The organism is Polynucleobacter sp. UK-FUSCHL-C3, assembly GCF_040409815.1.
In the GTDB taxonomy this organism is placed as follows: Bacteria; Pseudomonadota; Gammaproteobacteria; order Burkholderiales; family Burkholderiaceae; genus Polynucleobacter.
In genome coordinates this window covers 1,623,149-1,640,945 of the sequence record NZ_CP099959.1, presented here as the reverse complement: position 1 = coordinate 1,640,945, position 17,797 = coordinate 1,623,149, and the positions used below count along the sequence as shown (strand labels likewise).

The 17,797-nt window shown below is 47.3% G+C and carries 13 protein-coding genes; 4 read left to right on the top strand and 9 right to left on the bottom strand.

Annotated elements, in window-relative coordinates; translation table 11 throughout:
* Positions 1-14 precede the first annotated feature (14 nt).
* The 3 genes from recG to ubiA are packed head-to-tail and all read left to right on the top strand — an operon-like array spanning position 15 to position 3,938.
* Positions 15-2,144, top strand: a complete 2,130-nt coding sequence (gene recG / locus NKE59_RS08285) for an ATP-dependent DNA helicase RecG (protein WP_353438501.1) — start codon at positions 15-17, stop codon at positions 2,142-2,144.
* A 10-nt stretch (positions 2,145-2,154) separates the two neighbouring features.
* Positions 2,155-3,081, top strand: coding sequence for a LysR substrate-binding domain-containing protein (locus tag NKE59_RS08280; RefSeq protein WP_353438500.1), 927 nt, complete (start codon positions 2,155-2,157; stop codon positions 3,079-3,081).
* Positions 3,081-3,938: a 4-hydroxybenzoate octaprenyltransferase gene (gene ubiA, locus NKE59_RS08275; protein WP_353439941.1), complete on the top strand. Its 858-nt coding sequence runs from the start codon at positions 3,081-3,083 to the stop codon at positions 3,936-3,938. The genes NKE59_RS08280 and ubiA overlap by 1 nt, the downstream gene beginning before the upstream one ends.
* Positions 3,939-3,946: 8 nt before the next feature.
* Here ubiA and proC read toward each other — a convergent pair whose 3' ends face one another.
* From proC to NKE59_RS08250, 5 genes are read right to left on the bottom strand one after another with little or no spacing between them, the layout of a single operon-like run.
* On the bottom strand, positions 3,947-4,780 hold the full coding sequence (proC, locus tag NKE59_RS08270) for a pyrroline-5-carboxylate reductase (RefSeq protein ID WP_353438499.1): 834 nt from the start codon (positions 4,778-4,780) through the stop codon (positions 3,947-3,949).
* A gap of 14 nt (positions 4,781-4,794) precedes the next feature.
* Positions 4,795-5,529 (bottom strand): YggS family pyridoxal phosphate-dependent enzyme, encoded by a 735-nt coding sequence (locus NKE59_RS08265; RefSeq protein WP_353438498.1) that lies wholly within the window; start codon positions 5,527-5,529, stop codon positions 4,795-4,797.
* Positions 5,529-6,779, bottom strand: coding sequence for a glycolate oxidase subunit GlcF (glcF, locus tag NKE59_RS08260; RefSeq protein WP_353438497.1), 1,251 nt, complete (start codon positions 6,777-6,779; stop codon positions 5,529-5,531). Before glcF ends, NKE59_RS08265 begins: the two co-directional genes overlap by 1 nt.
* A 2-nt stretch (positions 6,780-6,781) precedes the next feature.
* A complete protein-coding gene (gene glcE, locus NKE59_RS08255; protein ID WP_353438496.1) occupies positions 6,782-7,915 on the bottom strand; it encodes a glycolate oxidase subunit GlcE in 1,134 nt (377 codons plus the stop codon).
* 2 nt (positions 7,916-7,917) lie between these two features.
* On the bottom strand, positions 7,918-9,414 hold the full coding sequence (locus NKE59_RS08250) for an FAD-linked oxidase C-terminal domain-containing protein (protein ID WP_353438495.1): 1,497 nt from the start codon (positions 9,412-9,414) through the stop codon (positions 7,918-7,920).
* Between the two features lie 34 nt (positions 9,415-9,448).
* Between NKE59_RS08250 and NKE59_RS08245 the strand changes: the two genes are divergently transcribed.
* A complete protein-coding gene (locus NKE59_RS08245) occupies positions 9,449-10,021 on the top strand; it encodes a cob(I)yrinic acid a,c-diamide adenosyltransferase (RefSeq protein ID WP_353438494.1) in 573 nt (190 codons plus the stop codon).
* Between the two features lie 44 nt (positions 10,022-10,065).
* Here the strand turns inward: NKE59_RS08245 and NKE59_RS08240 are convergent, their stop codons facing one another.
* Genes NKE59_RS08240 through NKE59_RS08225 form a run of 4 tightly spaced genes read right to left on the bottom strand, consistent with a single transcriptional unit; the run spans position 10,066 to position 17,761 of the window.
* Complete coding sequence (locus NKE59_RS08240; protein ID WP_353438493.1) at positions 10,066-11,187, bottom strand: 3-deoxy-7-phosphoheptulonate synthase; 1,122 nt, start codon at positions 11,185-11,187, stop codon at positions 10,066-10,068.
* Between the two features lie 38 nt (positions 11,188-11,225).
* On the bottom strand, positions 11,226-12,719 hold the full coding sequence (gene tldD, locus NKE59_RS08235; RefSeq protein WP_353438492.1) for a metalloprotease TldD: 1,494 nt from the start codon (positions 12,717-12,719) through the stop codon (positions 11,226-11,228).
* Positions 12,719-13,540, bottom strand: a complete 822-nt coding sequence (locus NKE59_RS08230) for a carbon-nitrogen hydrolase family protein (RefSeq protein ID WP_353438491.1) — start codon at positions 13,538-13,540, stop codon at positions 12,719-12,721. The genes tldD and NKE59_RS08230 overlap by 1 nt, the downstream gene beginning before the upstream one ends.
* Positions 13,541-13,573: 33 nt before the next feature.
* Entirely contained in the window at positions 13,574-17,761 is a 4,188-nt protein-coding gene (locus NKE59_RS08225) for an AsmA-like C-terminal region-containing protein (protein ID WP_353438490.1), read from the bottom strand.
* Between the last annotated feature and the right edge of the window lie 36 nt (positions 17,762-17,797).

The window sequence follows — 17,797 nt, the reverse complement described above, 5'->3', positions numbered from 1 at the left end:
TTGGGATTCTAACCATGAGCACAAAGCCCTTGCCAAAATTAAGCAAAACACCGACTCGAATAGGGTCTCAAGCCCTCCTTGAAAAGATTGGGTTGGGGACTCCTGCCGCTTTGGCTTTGCATCTCCCCATGCGCTATGAGGATGAAACCCAGCTTTGGACTATTGCAGAAGCCATGGCTCAGTCGGGTGAGGGTGCGGTACAAACTCAAGGGGTGGTAATTCGTAGTCAAGTTCTGTATCGGCCCCGTCGACAGTTGGTGGTCACCATTGAGGATGATCATTCCGAGCTAAATCTTCGTTGGCTTAATTTTTATCCGAGTCAGCAAAAGCAAATGGCAGTCGGAGCTCACTTACGCGTTCGTGGAGAGATTCGGGATGGTTATTTGGGCGCGGAGATGGTGCATCCTACTGTACGTGCAGTGCCGGCAAATGCGCCCTTGCCAAAGAGCTTAAGCCCAGTTTATTCAGTCTCTGCAGGCATTAGTCAAGCAGCTATTCGTAAAGCAGTTTTAGGAGCCCTAGATCACCCTAGTATGCAAATGGTTCTAGCTGAAATTCTTCCCCCTTCAATCTTAGTTAGTGCCGAGAAGGCGGCGATGCAATTTAGTCTTCGGGATGCAGTGATGTATTTACATCAACCGCCTGCAGATGCTGATACGAATGCATTAATGGAGCGAACGCATCCCGCTTGGCGCAGAGTACAGCTCGAAGAGTTGCTTGCTCAACAAATATCACTTAAGCAAGCTCATGAAATACGCAAGGGCCGCGCATCTCCTCCTTCGATATTGACCGATCAGCCAGCAAGATCCTTGTCTCCAGTAAAAACAAAATCACTCACGCACCAATTACACGAGGCACTTCCTTTTGAATTGACCGCTGCTCAGAACAAGGTATGGGCACAAATTAGTAATGATTTGCAGGCAAGTTATCCCATGAATCGTTTATTGCAGGGTGATGTAGGAAGTGGCAAAACGATCGTAGCTGCTTTGGCAAGCGCACAAATGGTAGAGCGCTCTTATCAGGTTGCCATTATGGCGCCCACCGAAATTTTGGCTGAGCAACATTATTTGAAGTTTAAGGAATGGTTTGAACCCTTGGGCGTTTCAGTGATTTGGTTAGCGGGGGGCATGAAGGCTAAGGAAAAGAAACAAGCCCAAGATTTAATTGAATCTGGTCAAGCGCAAATTGTGGTGGGGACACATGCCTTAATTCAGGATGCGGTACATTTTGCTGCGTTGGGTCTGGCGGTCATTGATGAACAACATCGCTTTGGTGTACGTCAACGTCTAGAAATCTCTCAGCGGATTGGCTCAGTAACCTACTACTGCCATCAACTCATGATGTCGGCTACGCCCATACCGCGTACTTTGGCGATGACCTATTACGCCGATCTCGATGTATCCGTGATTGATGAGCTTCCTCCAGGGCGACAGCCAATCACAACCAAGCTGGTGAAAGATGGGAGACGTCAAGAAGTTATTACCGGGCTTGAGCAGTGGCTCCAAAAAGGCTTGCAAGCCTATTGGGTCTGTCCCTTGATTGAGGAGTCGGAGGCCTTGCAATTGCAAACGGCGGTTGATAGTCATGCAGAGTTATCCAGTGTCCTTGGCAACTACCCAGTTGGATTGATTCATGGACGCTTAAAGGCAGAGGAGAAGGTAGCCATCATGGCAAACTTCAAGTCTGGCAAGACCAAGGTCTTGGTTTCCACCACGGTGATTGAAGTTGGGGTTGATGTACCCAATGCCGCTTTGATGGTTATTGAGCATGCGGAGCGTTTTGGCTATGCCCAGATTCATCAGTTGCGGGGACGAGTAGGGAGGGGATCTGCCGAGTCAACCTGCATATTGATGTATTCAGAGCCCTTATCCTTGGCCGCCAAAGAGCGCTTACAGACCCTGCGAGAGGTTTCTGATGGATTTGTAATCGCAGAGCGGGATTTGGCTTTGCGAGGGCCTGGTGAACTCCTGGGCGCGAAGCAATCCGGTGAGGCGATGCTACGTTTTGTTGACCTGCAGCGGGATGCATGGTTAATTAAGATTGCCCAAGATCTGGCTGATCGTTTGTTAATACAGCACCCTGATCTAGTACAGGCCCATTTAGGCCGTTGGGTCGGATCACGCACAGAATTTCTAAAGGCTTGATAATTGCACTATGACCTTAACCGAACTCCGTTATATCGTTGCCGTTGCTAGGGAGCGCCATTTTGGACGGGCTGCCGAGGCCTGTCATGTTTCTCAACCAACCTTGTCGGTTGCTATTAAGAAGCTTGAAGAAGAGCTGCAGACCCAAATTTTTGAGCGTACTAGTTCTGATGTTGCTCTTACCACTCTCGGCGCGGTCATTATTCAGCAAGCCCAACGCGTATTAGAAGAAGCTAACGCTCTAAAGCACTTGGCCAAACATGGGCAAGACCCCTTGTCCGGACCATTACGCTTAGGGGCTATTTATACCGTTGCTCCTTATTTACTTCCAAGCTTAGTTCGGGTTGCACGCGATACCTTACCAAAGGCCCCTCTATTTTTGGAAGAGAACTTTACCGTACGCTTAATTGAGATGCTGCGCCAAGGTGAGTTGGATTGCGCCATCTTAGCCGACCCATTTCCGAGCGCTGGATTAGATTTTCTGGATCTGTATGAGGAACCCTTTTTAGTAGCCATTCCCAAGGGACATGAGTGGTCAGATCGTCCCACCATTGGCCAAAAAGAGCTCAAAGAGCAAAACACCTTATTGCTGGGTGCTGGCCATTGTTTTAGAGATCACGTCTTGGGGGTTTGCCCAGAGTTAAACCGTTTTGGTTCCGGCCTTACATTAGGTGAGCATCGCAGCTTTGAGGGCTCTTCCTTAGAGACCATTCGCCAAATGGTAGCAGGTGGTATTGGCATAACCGTATTGCCTCGTACCTCGGTGATCAATCCCAATGATCGAGACGGCTTAATTATTTATATTCCGTTTAATGACCCTGAGCCCACTCGACGCGTGAGCTTAGTGTGGCGCAAGGGCTACCCCCGAATAGAGGCGATGAAAGCTTTAGCACGCACGATTCGGGCTTGCGATCTTCCTGGAGCGAGGCTGCTCTGATTCCCGAGCGTTTGCAGTCCTACATCGCGCTGGTGCGCTTAAATAAGCCCATCGGTATTTTGTTACTGCTATGGCCAACTCTCTGGGGCTTATTCCTGGCTAGCGATGGGTGGCCCGCTCTTTCAATGCTACTTATCTTTTGTGTGGGTACCGTACTAATGCGAAGTGCTGGATGCGCAATTAATGATTATGCAGATCGAGATTTTGATAAGCATGTATTACGAACCAAAGAACGTCCTCTAACCAGTGGCAAGATCAGCAAAAAAGAGGCTGTATTGATTGCGATAGGCCTTGCACTGGTTTCTTTTCTGTTGATACAACCTTTAAATATACTCACAAAACACTTATCCGTTTTTGCTGTGATCATTGCTGGCATCTACCCATTTACAAAACGATTTTTTTCGATACCGCAAGCAGTATTAGGAGTTGCCTTTGGTTTTGGGATACCCATGGCATATGCGGCTATTCAAAATATGATCCCCATCGAAGCTTGGATTTTGTTGATTGGTAATATCTTTTGGGCCATTGCCTACGATACGGCTTACGCAATGGTTGATCGTGATGACGATATTCGCCTCGGATTAAAAACCTCCGCCATTACATTTGGGCGATTTGATGTCACTGCAATCACAATTTGTTACGGTATCTTGTTTGCTTCTCAAATTTGGGTCGCTGAGTTAGCTGGGCTTAGCAAATGGTTCTATCTTGGCTGGATCGCTGCTCTGGGGTGCGCAATCTATGAGCTGCGTTTGATTTCAAGCCGTAAGCGTGATGCCTGCTTCAAGGCTTTCTTGCACAATAATTGGCTGGGAGCCAGTTTATTTTTAGGAATCTTTTTGGGCTTGATATTGGAGTAGGCAATTGATTAAGAGCCACCCAGCTCTTTAGCCATTTGTACTCCACGCTCTTTGGCTGCAGCAAGGGCTTCTTCCAAAATACCTTGCCACTGTTTTTCATGTAAAACATCTAGGGCTGCTGCCGTGGTACCCCCTTTAGAGGTCACTTTCTGACGCAAAGTAGACGGAGAATCACTCGACTGCATCGCCAGGGCGGCTGCGCCAACTACGGTTTGGTAGGCTAATAGCCGAGCCGTGTCAGTAGGTAGCCCCATACGTTCACCACCAGACTGCAGAGCCTCTAAAAATGCAAACACATACGCAGGCCCGCTTCCCGAAACTGCAGTAACCGCATCCATCAAAGACTCATCATGAATCCATACTGTTTTGCCAACGGATGAACAAATAGTTTCAGCATGCTTGCGTTGTGCCTCACTCACAGTTGCTGGCGCAAATAAGCCAGTCATACCCTGATTAATCAGGGCAGGTGTATTGGGCATTGCACGAACGCAGCACTCGTAGTGCAACCAGTGGGCCATACTGGCAGTCGGAATACCTGCTGCAATACTTAGAATAAGAGGACGCTCACCTGAACAATTTTTGATAAGGTGGGCTAACTCAAAAGCGATAGACTTGAAGTCTTGGGGCTTTACCGCAACGATCACAACGTGTGCTGCATTTAATTGCTCTTGCGCATTCATTAGAGTCGATAAAACATGAATGGAGAAGTCATGGGTAAGATGTGCTGCAGTTTGAGGGTCGGTCTCAACAGTGGATATAGATTTAGGATCAAATCCTTTTTTTAGAAGGCCGCCAATAAGGGCTCGACCCATATTGCCGCCCCCAATAAAAAGGGTATTCATGTGATTAGATCTTGTCATGCCTCTATCTTAGCGCTAGGCGGACGTTGTCCAAAAATAGCGCTCCCCACCCGTATCATCGTAGCGCCCTCAGCAATAGCCGCCTCCAGATCTTCCGACATGCCCATAGATAGGGTATCGAAGTTATGAAAACCAGCAGTCATTTCTTTTTGCATACGAATAGACTCAAAAAGTTCCCGAACTGCTGCAAACGATTTACGTTGTTCATTGGGATTCTGGGTGGGCTCTGGTATTGCCATTAGTCCACGCAAGGTAAGACCGCGTAATGGCGCAATTTGCTCACACAGGGCAAGCGCTTCAGAGGGATGAACGCCGGATTTACTTTCTTCCCCGCTAATATTTACTTGCACACAGACCTGAAGGGGGCCAAGACGAGCATGCGGCTCACGCTGAACAGAAAGGCGTTCAGCAATCTTCAGGCGGTCAATGGTGTGCATCCAATCAAAGTGCTCTGCAATCTCAGCCGTTTTATTGCTTTGAAGCGGGCCAATGAAATGCCATTCAAGCCAGGGGCGTAATTTATCAAGCTGCTTAATTTTATCAACAGCCTCTTGAACGTAGTTCTCACCAAACGCTCTTTGTCCTGCATGCATCGCTTCTTCGATAGCTGCACTCGGAAAGGTTTTGCTAACAGCAATTAGTTGTATGGTCTCTGGGTCACGACCATATTCCTCGGCAGCAGCATCAATACGATACTGAATTGCCATTAATTGGTTAGTAATGCGCCCCATTATGTTTTAGCTAGAAGTTGATCGATGATCTCAACCCAATGACGAACCGGTAGGTGGTCTTGATGAAGATGGCTGATGCAGCCCACATTACCGGATACTACTGTCTTAGCACCAGAGCTCGCGCAGGCAGTTTCTAGATTCTGAATCTTTTGGATACGTAATTGCTCAGAGAGTTTTGGTTGTAATACCGAGTAGGTGCCTGCTGAGCCACAACATAAATGACTATCGGCACATACATTCACACCGATACCCAGACTTTCTAGAAGACCTTCAACCTTACCCCTAATTTGTTGACCATGCTGTAAGGTGCATGGTGGGTGATAGACAACCCCCGCTTTCTTATCTTGCCCAATTTTCTGAATCAACTTTTCCTGAAATTGCGGCATGATTTCTGATAGATCTTTACAAAGCTCAGAAACTCTCTTTGCTTTGCTTGCGTAGAGCGGATCATCGTGTAATAAATGTCCATAGTCTTTCACCATCACGCCGCAGCCCGAGGCATTCATCACAATCGCCTCTACTGAGTCTTTGCCATTCTCAATAGATGGCCACCAAGCGTCAATATTGCGTTTGGCATCGGTAAGCCCGCCATCTTGGTCGTTGAGGTGATAGCGCAGCGCACCACAGCATCCTGCTTTACTACTGCTGATTAGCTCAATACCCAATGCATCTAAGACCCGAACGGTGGCGTGATTGATGTTGGGTAGCATGCCCGGTTGAACACAGCCCTCAAGGATCAACATCTTGCGTGCATGGTGGCGCTGTGGGCGCTGTCCTGCAGGTAAGCCCTGCGGTATTTTTCTCTGAAGCGCAGCAGGCATATGTGGTCGTACTACGCGACCCACGGCCATTGCCGTGTTAAAGAGCGTTGGACTTGTTAAACCCTCTTTTAACAGCCAGCGGGTTATTCGCTCTGAAGATGGGCGCGGTGCGGTTTTCTCTTCAGCCCATTTGCGTCCGATATCCACGAGCTTGCCATACTCGACGCCGCTAGGGCACGTGCTTTCACAATTGCGGCAAGTAAGGCAGCGATCTAGGTGTCCGCGGGTCTTCTCGGTCGGCAACTGACCCTCAGCAATTTGTTTAATGAGATAAATGCGACCACGTGGACCATCCAACTCATCACCTAATAACTGATAGGTTGGACATGTTGCAGTACAAAAGCCACAATGTACGCACTTCCCTAAGATACGCTTTGCTTCAATACCATCTGCGGTATTGATAAATTGTGGTGCTAATTTAGTTTCCATAATTAAGGTAGGCGACCTGTCGTAAAGACTCCAAATGGATCAAAGGAGTGGCGCAAGCGCTTTTGCACAAGCTCTAGACCAGCAGTAAGAGGGTTTGATTGCAAAGAGGTGAAACGTTCAAACTGTTCAGAACCATTATTTCTAAAACAACTAGCATGTCCACCATGTTCTTGAGCAAGCGCTATCAGAGTGTTCGAAATGCTTTGATTAGCTGGCCCCTGAAACCAACGTTGTTGACCATGCCACTCCATAATGCTAGTCGGATTAAAACCGATTGGCATTGGGATGGAAGGACAGTGTGCTGGTAAAGATAATCGCCAGAGCGCGTTGCCCGGAGCAAGCTCCTTGAACCAAACATGGGCTTGCTCACGCAATTCATTCCAGAAATTAACTGCATCCGTAAAGTCCATCAATGTGGCGCTTAGTTCCGCCACCATCATTTTGCTTGCGGTAGCAACTGCAGCATTAGCACCTGCTAAGCGAACCGTCAGCTGACCCTCTTCATTGGTCTTGCCAATCCATGCACTTGCATTAAGGGGGAGTGGTTGTCCAGCCCATTCATTCAGAATACGTAATGCGCGATCTTGTGTGATGGTGCAACGTAAACTCGCTGTCGCAGCGGGCTTTGGTAGTACCTTGACAGACGCCTCAAGTAGCAGAGCAAGAGTACCTAGCGATCCTGGCAAGAGACGTGAGACATCATAGCCAGCAACGTTTTTCATGACCTTGCCACCAAAGGAAAGATCTTCACCGCGACCGTCCATGAGGCGAGTGCCCAAGACAAAATCTCTTAAGTTGCCAGCACTGATGCGAGCGGGACCAGCAAGTCCTGCCGCGATTACTCCGCCAAAAGTAGCTGCCTGTCCAAAGTGGGGTGGTTCAAAGGGAAGCATCTGATTTTTTTCAGAGAGCGCCGCTTCAATTTCAGCAATTGGAGTGCCTGCACATGCCGTGATGACTAACTCCTCCGGTTGGTAATCCAAGATTCCTTGATAAGGTTTGGTACTTAAGGTTTGTGGGAGCTTTGGATTGCCAAACCAATCCTTGCTAGCACCACCTTCGATCGATAAGGCTTTGTTATGTTTACCTGCCTCGATAATCTGTTCCCGAAACTGCGAAAGAATTGCTTCACTCATACTTAGAAGCGCTCCAACTCTGGGTGAGGCAGAGCGCCACCACTAATCCGCATTCTGCCGTATTCGGCACAGCGGTTGAGTGTTGGGATTGCTTTGTCGGGGTTTAGTAAGCGATCTGGATCAAATGCTGCTTTAACGCCCCAAAAGAGTTCACGCTCTTGCTCACCAAATTGCACGCACATCGAATTAATCTTCTCAATACCAACCCCATGCTCTCCGGTAATCGTGCCACCTAACTCAACACAGGCCTCTAGAATCTCGGTACCAAATTCTTCAGCACGATGCCATTCATCAGGATCGGCGCCATTAAACAGAATTAGGGGATGCATATTTCCATCGCCTGCATGAAATACATTTAAACAGCCTAAGCGGTATTTTTCTTCCATACCCTTAATGCGACGTAATAAGGTCGCAATGTGTCGTCTCGGGATCGTGCCATCCATGCAGTAATAATCTGCCGCAATTCGACCGGCAGCTGGGAAGGCATTTTTACGACCACTCCAGAAGCGTAATCTCTCTGCCTCATTTTGTGAGACCTGGATACGGCTTGCTCCTTGCTGTTCAAGCACAGCATTCATGCGCGCAATCTCCTCCTCAACCTCTTCGGGGGTGCCGTCTGATTCGCATAACAATATAGCTTCAGCATCGAGGTCATAACCCGCATGCACAAATTCTTCTACCGCACGAGTGGTAGCCCGATCCATCATTTCAAGACCTGCTGGGATGATGCCGGCCGCAATAATGGCTGCGACCGCGTTACCACCCTTTTCTATGTCGTTAAAACTCGCCATAATGACCCGAGCTAATTTGGGCTTAGGGACGAGCTTTACTGTAATCTCGGTAACAATACCCAGCATTCCCTCGCTACCAATTAGTACTGCAAGCAGGTCGAGTCCAGGCGCATCAGGGGCCATACCACCAAATTCAACGACGTCGCCATTCATTAATACAGCGCGTACTCTTAATACATTGTGAAGTGTGAGCCCATACTTTAGACAATGAACACCGCCCGAGTTCTCATTAACGTTGCCGCCAATCGAGCAAGCAATTTGGGAGGATGGGTCTGGCGCATAGTACAAGCCATGCTTGGCCACCGCTTCAGAGATTGCTAGATTACGCACACCCGGTTGCACAACAGCGGTTCGTGTGAACGGATCAATCTTCGTAATCTTTTTAAACTTAGCCAAGGAAAGAACGAGACCTTGCTCGATCGGCATCGCGCCTCCCGATAAACCTGTCCCAGATCCTCTTGGAACAATGGGAATTTGCATGGCATGGCAAGCCTTAAGAATACGCACAACCTGATCCTCAGTCTCTGGGAGAGCAACTGCCAGAGGCATTTTTCGGTAGGCTGCTAAACCATCGCACTCATAGGGAATAGTGTCCTCTGGCTGCCATAGGAGAGCATCTTCTGCCAGGATAGGACTAAGGGCCGAGACTAAAAGCGCCTGTTTTTCTTGGATAGTAAGGATTTCTGCGGCGGTGTGGGGGGCGTTCATCGGTCTATTTTAGCCACTTACCTATAATCAGTGCATGGGAAATAGACTTTCAAAAATAGCGACGCGAACCGGCGATGCCGGGATGACCGGTTTAGGTGATGGTAGCCGGGTTGAAAAGGATCATTTGCGGATCTGCGCCATGGGCGATGTGGATGAGCTCAACTCTCAGATTGGGGTCTTGATGACCGAAGAGTTTCCCGACTCAATTGCGAACGATCTACGAAATCTTCTGCTGCGGGTTCAGCATGATTTATTTGATTTGGGCGGCGAACTTTGTATTCCTAACTACACTTTACTCAAGACTGAACAGGTAGAGCAATTAGATGTCTGGCTGAATCAGTACAACGCCAGCCTGCCTCCCCTGAAAGAATTTATTTTGCCAGGCGGTACTCGCGCTGCCGCTCAAGCACACATTTGTCGAACAGTGTGCCGTCGTGCTGAACGCTCGATTGTGAAACTGGGTTGGGCTGATCCCATTCATGATTCTCCTCGTCAATATGTCAACCGACTATCGGACCTTCTCTTTGTGCTGGCTCGCGTACTCAATCGTGCTGCTGGTGGCCATGATGTTTTGTGGAAAAACCAAAATAAGGTCGACGAGACTTAGTAGAAATAAAAACGCGGACCAGGGTCCGCGTATCACTTGGGTACTTACGCGCGTCGGCGTTTACGAACAGCCTCCGCCAATCGTTCAAGAACTTGTACAGAGTCATCCCAATTAATACAAGCATCCGTAATACTCTTGCCGTACTCTAGAGCCTTGGGATCATCTTTGCCGGGTGTAAATTTCTGTGCACCTGAATGGAGATGACTTTCAATCATGACCCCAAAAATATTTTTTGATCCACTCTCAATTTGCTCGGCAATATCATTGGCCACATCAATTTGTCGTTGATGTTGCTTGCTTGAGTTTGCATGCGATAGATCAATCATCAATCGCGCTGGAAGTTTGGCGGCTTCTAGTTCAGCACAAGCAGCTTGCACATACTTCGCTTCATAGTTTGGTTCTTTGCCGCCCCGCAAAATTACGTGGCAGTCTTTATTGCCCTTAGTTTCTACAATGGCAACTTGACCATTTTTGTGCACTGAAAGGAAGTGGTGTGGTCGATGCGCCGCCTGAATGGCGTCTGTCGCTATCTTGATATTGCCATCCGTACCATTTTTAAATCCAATCGGCGCAGACAGGCCAGAGCTTAGCTCTCGGTGAACCTGGCTTTCGGTGGTGCGCGCACCAATTGCACCCCATGAGATTAGATCAGCGATGTATTGGGGGGAAATTACATCGAGGAACTCACTACCCGCTGGCATGCCGAGACGATTAATTTCCATTAGCACCTGGCGTGCAATACGCAAACCTTCTTCGATCTTAAAACTTTCATCAAGGTAGGGGTCGTTGATTAAACCCTTCCAGCCTACCGTAGTACGTGGCTTTTCAAAATAGACACGCATCACGATTTCAAGATCCGCGCTCAGGCGGCTACGTTCTTTTAAGAGACGTTGACAATACTCAACTGCAGCTGCTGGATCATGAATGGAGCAGGGGCCGATGATGACCAATAAACGATCATCTTTGCCATGGATAAGATTGCGGATTTTCTCGCGGGTACGACCGATTAACTTCTCCGTTGGCGTGCCAGAAATAGGAAAAAACCGAATTAAATGCTCTGGCGGAGGCAGAACCGTAATATTACCTACGCGTTGGTCATCGGTCGCAGAGGTCTTATCGATACTCGCGTACCAGCTTTCTTGAGGGTTTTGGGGTTTAGTGCTCATGGCTTCTATTCTAAAGCCTGATTACAAAGACTGCCTTTTTAGGCGGTTCCACCTACAGTCATTTGATTAATTCGTAAGGTGGGCTGACCAACTCCAACAGGCACACTCTGACCTTCTTTACCGCATACGCCAACCCCACTATCTAAACGTAAATCGTTGCCAATCATAGTGACCTGCTTGAGAGATTCAGGGCCATTGCCGATGATGGTTGCACCTTTCACCGGATATTGAATCTTACCGTTTTCTACCCAATATGCGACCGAGGCAGAGAACACAAATTTACCGCTTGTAATATCAACCTGACCGCCGCCAAAGTTCACTGCGTATAAACCACGATCAATGCTCGCCACAATTTCTTGGGGGTCGTATTGGCCAGCCAGCATATATGTATTCGTCATTCGGGGTAGGGGGAGGGAGGCGAAGCTTTCGCGTCGGCCATTCCCAGTCAAGGGCATCTTCATCAGACGCGCATTTAAACTATCTTGAATGTAGCCTTTGAGCACCCCATCTTCGATCAGTGTGGTGCATTGTGTTGGCGTACCTTCGTCATCCATATTGAGGGAGCCACGTCGACCGCTTAAGGTACCGTCATCAACCACTGTTACACCCTTGGCGGCTACGCGTTCACCGATTCGGCCCGAGAAGGCTGAGGAGCCCTTACGATTGAAGTCGCCCTCAAGTCCGTGTCCGATTGCCTCATGCAAGAGTACACCCGGCCAGCCTGGGCCCATAACCACAGTCATTGGTCCTGCAGGAGCGGGCCGTGAACCCAAATTGAGTAGAGCGTTGTCAACCGCTTCATCAACCCATTGATGAATTCGTTCTGCATTAAAGAAGCCGTAGTCAGTTCGTGCGCCACCGCCAGCAGAGCCTGATTCACGACGACCATTTTGTTCGGCAATGACGTGAACGGATACGCGTACTAATGGACGGATATCGGCTGCCATTAAACCATTTGCGCGTGCTACCAGAACAACATCAAATTCACCCGCAAGGCTCGCCATTACTTGAATGATGCGGGGATCACGTGCTTTAGCACGACGTTCAATTTGCTCGAGGAGCGCAATTTTTTCTGGAGGCTTTAAGGAGTCCAATGGATTCAGGTGGGAGTACAGTGACGTACTTAAATGGCTTTGTCCTATGATCGGGTTGCGAAGTTTTACCATCCCACCTTTTGGTCCAATCACTCGAGTGGCATTGGCTGCTTTTAATAAAGCTTCTGCGCTAATGACATCCGAGTAGGCAAAGGCTGTTTTATCTCCTGAGATAGCGCGGACCCCAACCCCTTGATCAATATTGAAGCTACCGGATTTAACAATGCCTTCCTCCAGACTCCATTGTTCGCTTCGTGTGTGTTGAAAATAAAGATCGGCATCGTCTAGACGATGTGCATGCATCACACCAAACAGATGATCTAGGTCTGAGGTGCTCAGCCCATTTGGCTTAAGCAAAACAGAGTTTGCGAGATCAAAGGCTTGGTTGGCCTCAAGGGGTGCTGCAAGATGATGTAGTGGAAGATCAGAGGTATTCATTACGATAGCTTACGATGTTTTAGAGCAGGCAGCTTGGAGCGAACCCCCTCAAGGGTTTCTTTTTGGACTTGACCAATTACAAATCCCTCGCCGCTAGGAAGTTCTTGAATGATGTGACCCCAGGGATCAATTAGCATAGACTGCCCCCAGGTCTGCCTTTGGTTCTGATGCAAGCCACCCTGAGCCGACGCTAAGAAATAACATTGGTTTTCAATTGCGCGGGCGCGTAATAAAATCTCCCAATGGTCTTTACCGGTTGTGTGGGTAAATGCCGCGGGTATTACTTGGCAGTCTACAGTTTCGTGTTGGCGGTAGAGCTCCGGAAAGCGCAGATCGTAGCAAATGCTTAAGCCAAAAACCCAGTCTTCATCTTGATCATGGATGCGCACCGTGCTGATTTGATTGCCTGCCTCAATGGTCTCAGACTCTTGGTAACGCTCTTTTTCGGTTTGGAAGCCAAACAAATGCATTTTGTCGTAACGAGCGGTACAAATACCCTGAGGATTAAATACGAGGGTGGTATTTAAAACCTTATGCTGATCACTTGCTTCAAGGGGTATTGTGCCCGCGAATAAATAAATCTGATGCTGATGTGCAAGCTCTTGCATCGCTGATTGAATTGGCCCGCTACCAAAGGCCTCCCGAACTTTCACCTTATCGGTGTCGTTAAGACCCATTAGGCAAAAATACTCTGGCAGTGTGATGACCTTAGCCCCCGCTTTAGCCGCCTCGCCAACAAGACGTCGGGCCGTCTCTAGATTCCCCTCTAAATAGGCAGAAGAGATCATTTGGATGGCGGCAACGCTAAGAGATCGAGGCATATAGCTCAATACTAATACTGAATGACAAATTTCTCAGTTCTGAGGAGAAACGCTTGGAGCACGGCTGGGGGTATTCGGTGTAGAAGGCGCGCTTGGCATTTTTTGCTCACGCAAAAGATTGCGGGAACGAATAGTCTCGATGATTTTTGGATCCAAGGGTTGTCCATTTTGATCTAACGCAATAACATCAGGCTTATCCCAACTGCCTTGAACAAGATAATCCGATTGCAGGGTGCGATTTAGCTGGTTGCTAATCAGGTATTGACTAATTAAAGCACTTGCTCCAATGATGGGGTTGACAGCAAAAAGTGCCAGAGCACCGGCAGTCGCATCAATCGTTGGAAAAATCGTAATACGTAAATCTTGTGTTTGTTTGGGGATGTTCACTAAGCCGCTTGTCGCAACACGCGCTTGGTTTAATTGCATTGTAAAGTTTTGGGTTCTTGCAACACCATTACGAATGACAAAGTCACCGGAGAGTGTATTAAAGCTGGTACCTGCGGTCACAACATTTCCGAGACTTCCCTGAATATCAAAGCTTGCAAATTTTAGGAGACTTTGTAGGCTAAATACACCGATGACTTTGGCAATCCCAGAATCGACTTGGAGCAACCGCCCATTTTCAAGTTTAATAGCAATCTTTCCACTAAGGGTTTCATAGGCAGGATCATACGGAGGACCGCTCCAATCCAGTTGCGCAGTAACAATTCCTTTGCCACCTTCCACCGCTTTTGGACTACCCCAGTGTACAATCACTCCACCAAGATCTTTAATCTCTGAACTCACGTCTAGCAAAATACGTTCATTGTTACCCTGGGTATCCACAGACCACTCTCCCGAGACCTTCGTGCTTGCCTCTGCATTGGTGACGACCAAGTTTTGAATAGCGATCTTATTGAGACTATTTTGGGTTTTGATCACAATACCCCCAGGCTTGTATTGGTTGATTGATAGCTGGTCAATCGTGAGATCTAGTTCAGGAATAGAGTTGAGGGGAACAGTTTTGGCGACAGCTTTAGCCTTAGGATCACCAGCCACGCTAATTATCCGGGGGGTTGATTTTGGAACATTTAAGCGAACTAATTTGCCTTTGACGAGATCAAATCCTGGGCGCTCTACATACTGAACTTGCCCCTCAAGGAGGGGGGATTTAGCTTGGATCAGCCAGCTACCATTTACTAGTTTTGCATTGAGGGTGAGATTGGGCCATTGCCGATTCAGAGCGACAGCATTTCGAACGCGCGCATTCAATACTTTGAGGCCATCCCCATCAGGACTCGAGCTGCCTTTCATGCTCCCTTGAGTAGATTTTTGCACAGGAGCTTTATTACTCAGGGCCTTTGGGTAAAGCAGACTATGCCAGTCATCGATATTGATATCATTAGCTTGCAAGTTAATTCCAATTCCTGATTCAGGAACAAGAGGTGTGACACCTATACCAATACCCTGACTCATCACACCTTGTGCATTGATTCGGCCTTCAAGACTAATATTTTTTCCTAACTGACTAGACCATTGCGAGGTCCGCTTTGATGTACTCTCATTCAGTACAGATTGATATTTAAACTGCCCCTTAAGATTGCTGCCCGTTTTTTTATCTAGCGGCTGAGGCAAATTAGACCCCAGTGCATTGAGATCAAGATCCAGGTTTAACTCAGTTAGCTTACTACTTAAAACTAAATTTCCTTTAAAACCAATATTGCCGTTTAGAGCGTTTAGTAATTGTCGTGATTGGGCGCCCACCTTATCCGAGAAGTGCTCTTTGAGCCGCGCAAGATCAACCTTGCCACTTAGGTCGTACAAATCCTTTTTATTTTGAGATACAGCATTTTGTTTTAAGCTAACGGTGCCACCAAAAAACTCAGCGCTGATCTGCTCAAATTGAGGTAGATCTTCTGTTAAGCGAACAGTTCCTTGTACTTTATTAAATGGCGCTAGATCAGACCATTGAACTATATTGTTATTTAGATAAAGCGCAGCATTTAATTTGAGGTCATTAGTATTTTGGAGTGGTAAAGTAAATCCCAAATCTAATTTACCGAGACCCGATATTTTCAACTGATTTGCAAGAGCCGGCCTTTGTAAAAGAACGGGAGTTGTTCTGAGATAGTCCATCATGTCATCAATGGGACCATTAACTACAGCCTTGAACTGAACACTAGCTTGCTTGCTTGCGATGTTTACAATTTCAGCATTGAGATTTTGTATTTGCAATCCCTTGTAGCGAGCACTCTGAATGTTCGCAGCAAGTTTAGCCTGCTGCATGGTGATTTGACCTTCGAGATCAGTAAATTCTGGCCAGGACCCTTTATTTGCAGGAAATAGGGGTGCAGGGCGATAAACTACTTTGGTAATTGGTAGCGTTAGAGTTAGTTCACCTGAGTTGGGAGTCTCAAATGGAGCCTTATTGGGGTCCCCCTTTATTTTCAGACTACCATTTTTGATTTGACCACCAATGACCGCTTTTTCAATATAGCTTCGAGCGTCCTTGGACATTTCAGAAGGTAAGTAGCGAAAAATGGTTTGAATTTCAGCACGATCAAATTGAATGGCAAGGTCCATGCTGTCAGGATTCTTTTCTTTACCAATTAGGTAGCTACCTTTTGTATTTAGAGCAAGATCTTTATTAGCAACCGCAAGATCATCAAGCCCAATTAGCCATTGCTTATTCTTTAGAGACCAATTTACTTTTCCTTTGACGGTATCAAAGTTCATTTTTGGGTCAGCCAAAAACCCATCAATTACTAATTGGAGATTTTTAGAGTTTAGATCGATATTGCCCTGATCTTGATTGGCCAGAATTTTCCCAGTAAGGTTTGTGATTCCAGGAACAATATCTTGATAGCGCTTAACGGAGACATTATTAAGTTTTCCGGAGACGTCAAATTTAGGCCCTTGCCCACTGATTAGGCCACCAACAAGCGGAATAGTTGATTTGTTTTCAGACCAGGTAATGGATACATCGTTTAGTTCGCCCCTTGGCTCGCTTTGCTCAATGATTTGGCGAATCCTGCTTGGCAGGGGCAAATTTAAGGCAAAGAGACTAAGGTTTTGTAAGCCAATTTTAGAGGAAGAAAAAGAGAACTTTTCGATCTCCGTATTTTTCTTCGGAACTTGCCAAGAAAATGTCATGGGCGCCAGACTTTCAGGGGCTGTGTTGGAGCCTTGGTTCTTCTCGCGCCATGTAAATCGTTGAATGCCTAATGAAACAAATTTACCAGAGGTAAATTGTTTGGCATCTAACTCTAGCTGGGCAAATTCAATCGCTTGATTACTTTTTGATTGTTGAAATATGGGACGATCAATTGACAGAGCGAACTGACCGCCATCTGGTAGTCCTTTAGAAAGAGAGAGAGCTCCGGAAGAGCGTAAGACCCCGCTTAGTTGTTTAAAGGGGATTTCAAAATCACGGGTTAATTGGCCAATATCAAGTGATTGCACATCCCATTGAAAATCACCAATCCAATCGCGCCAATTTCCAGGCTCACCACCGATACGGTGTACAAATTTTCCTGAAAGGCTCAGTTTCTCTTGGTGCCATGGACTAAAGAGGCCGATATTGAGTTCGTGAGTACGAATTCCACTGCGAAGGGCTAAGGTCTCAATACGCAGATCTGCTACATCGGATTTCGATTTAGAAAAGTCTTTCCACAAAATAGTCGCATTATTGAGTTCAAGATTATTTTGTGAAAACAGCCAGTTTTGGGTATCGAGATCATCGGCCCCAGTGCCAGCCAAGATGCCCGCAACAAATAAGCGCTCTTGTTTATCGCGAACCACTTGAATGATTGCATCGCTAGCCTGCAGTTTGTTGAAATGGGGTTTAAGGTGATAAACAGACGACCAGCTTAATTCCCCCCGAATCTCCCGAATCTTGAGCCCAGGGCTATTGGGGATGAGTGCTGTTTGTTGGTTTGGGTTAGGAATGAACTCAAGGCCGGTCATGTCAAATACGGGCCGAATTCCTTCCCAATGTACATGCAGGTGGTCAATCTTTACCGACACCCCAATTCGCTCCGAGAGTAATTTTTCAATAGCAGGCTTTGAGGCTTCTATCTGAGGCCAGACGACAAAACGAATCAATAGATGCCCAATGACCCCAAGGCTCACAATAACTAGGCCAAGGATCAATAGGCGCCGAGACCATTGGACCCAAGAACTGGTGGTGGGCCGTAACCTAAGGAGGTCTTTTAGGCGAAGTGGGTACTTTTTCTCGGTCATCAATCCCTATTATCCGACACCCGAATTCAATTGGGC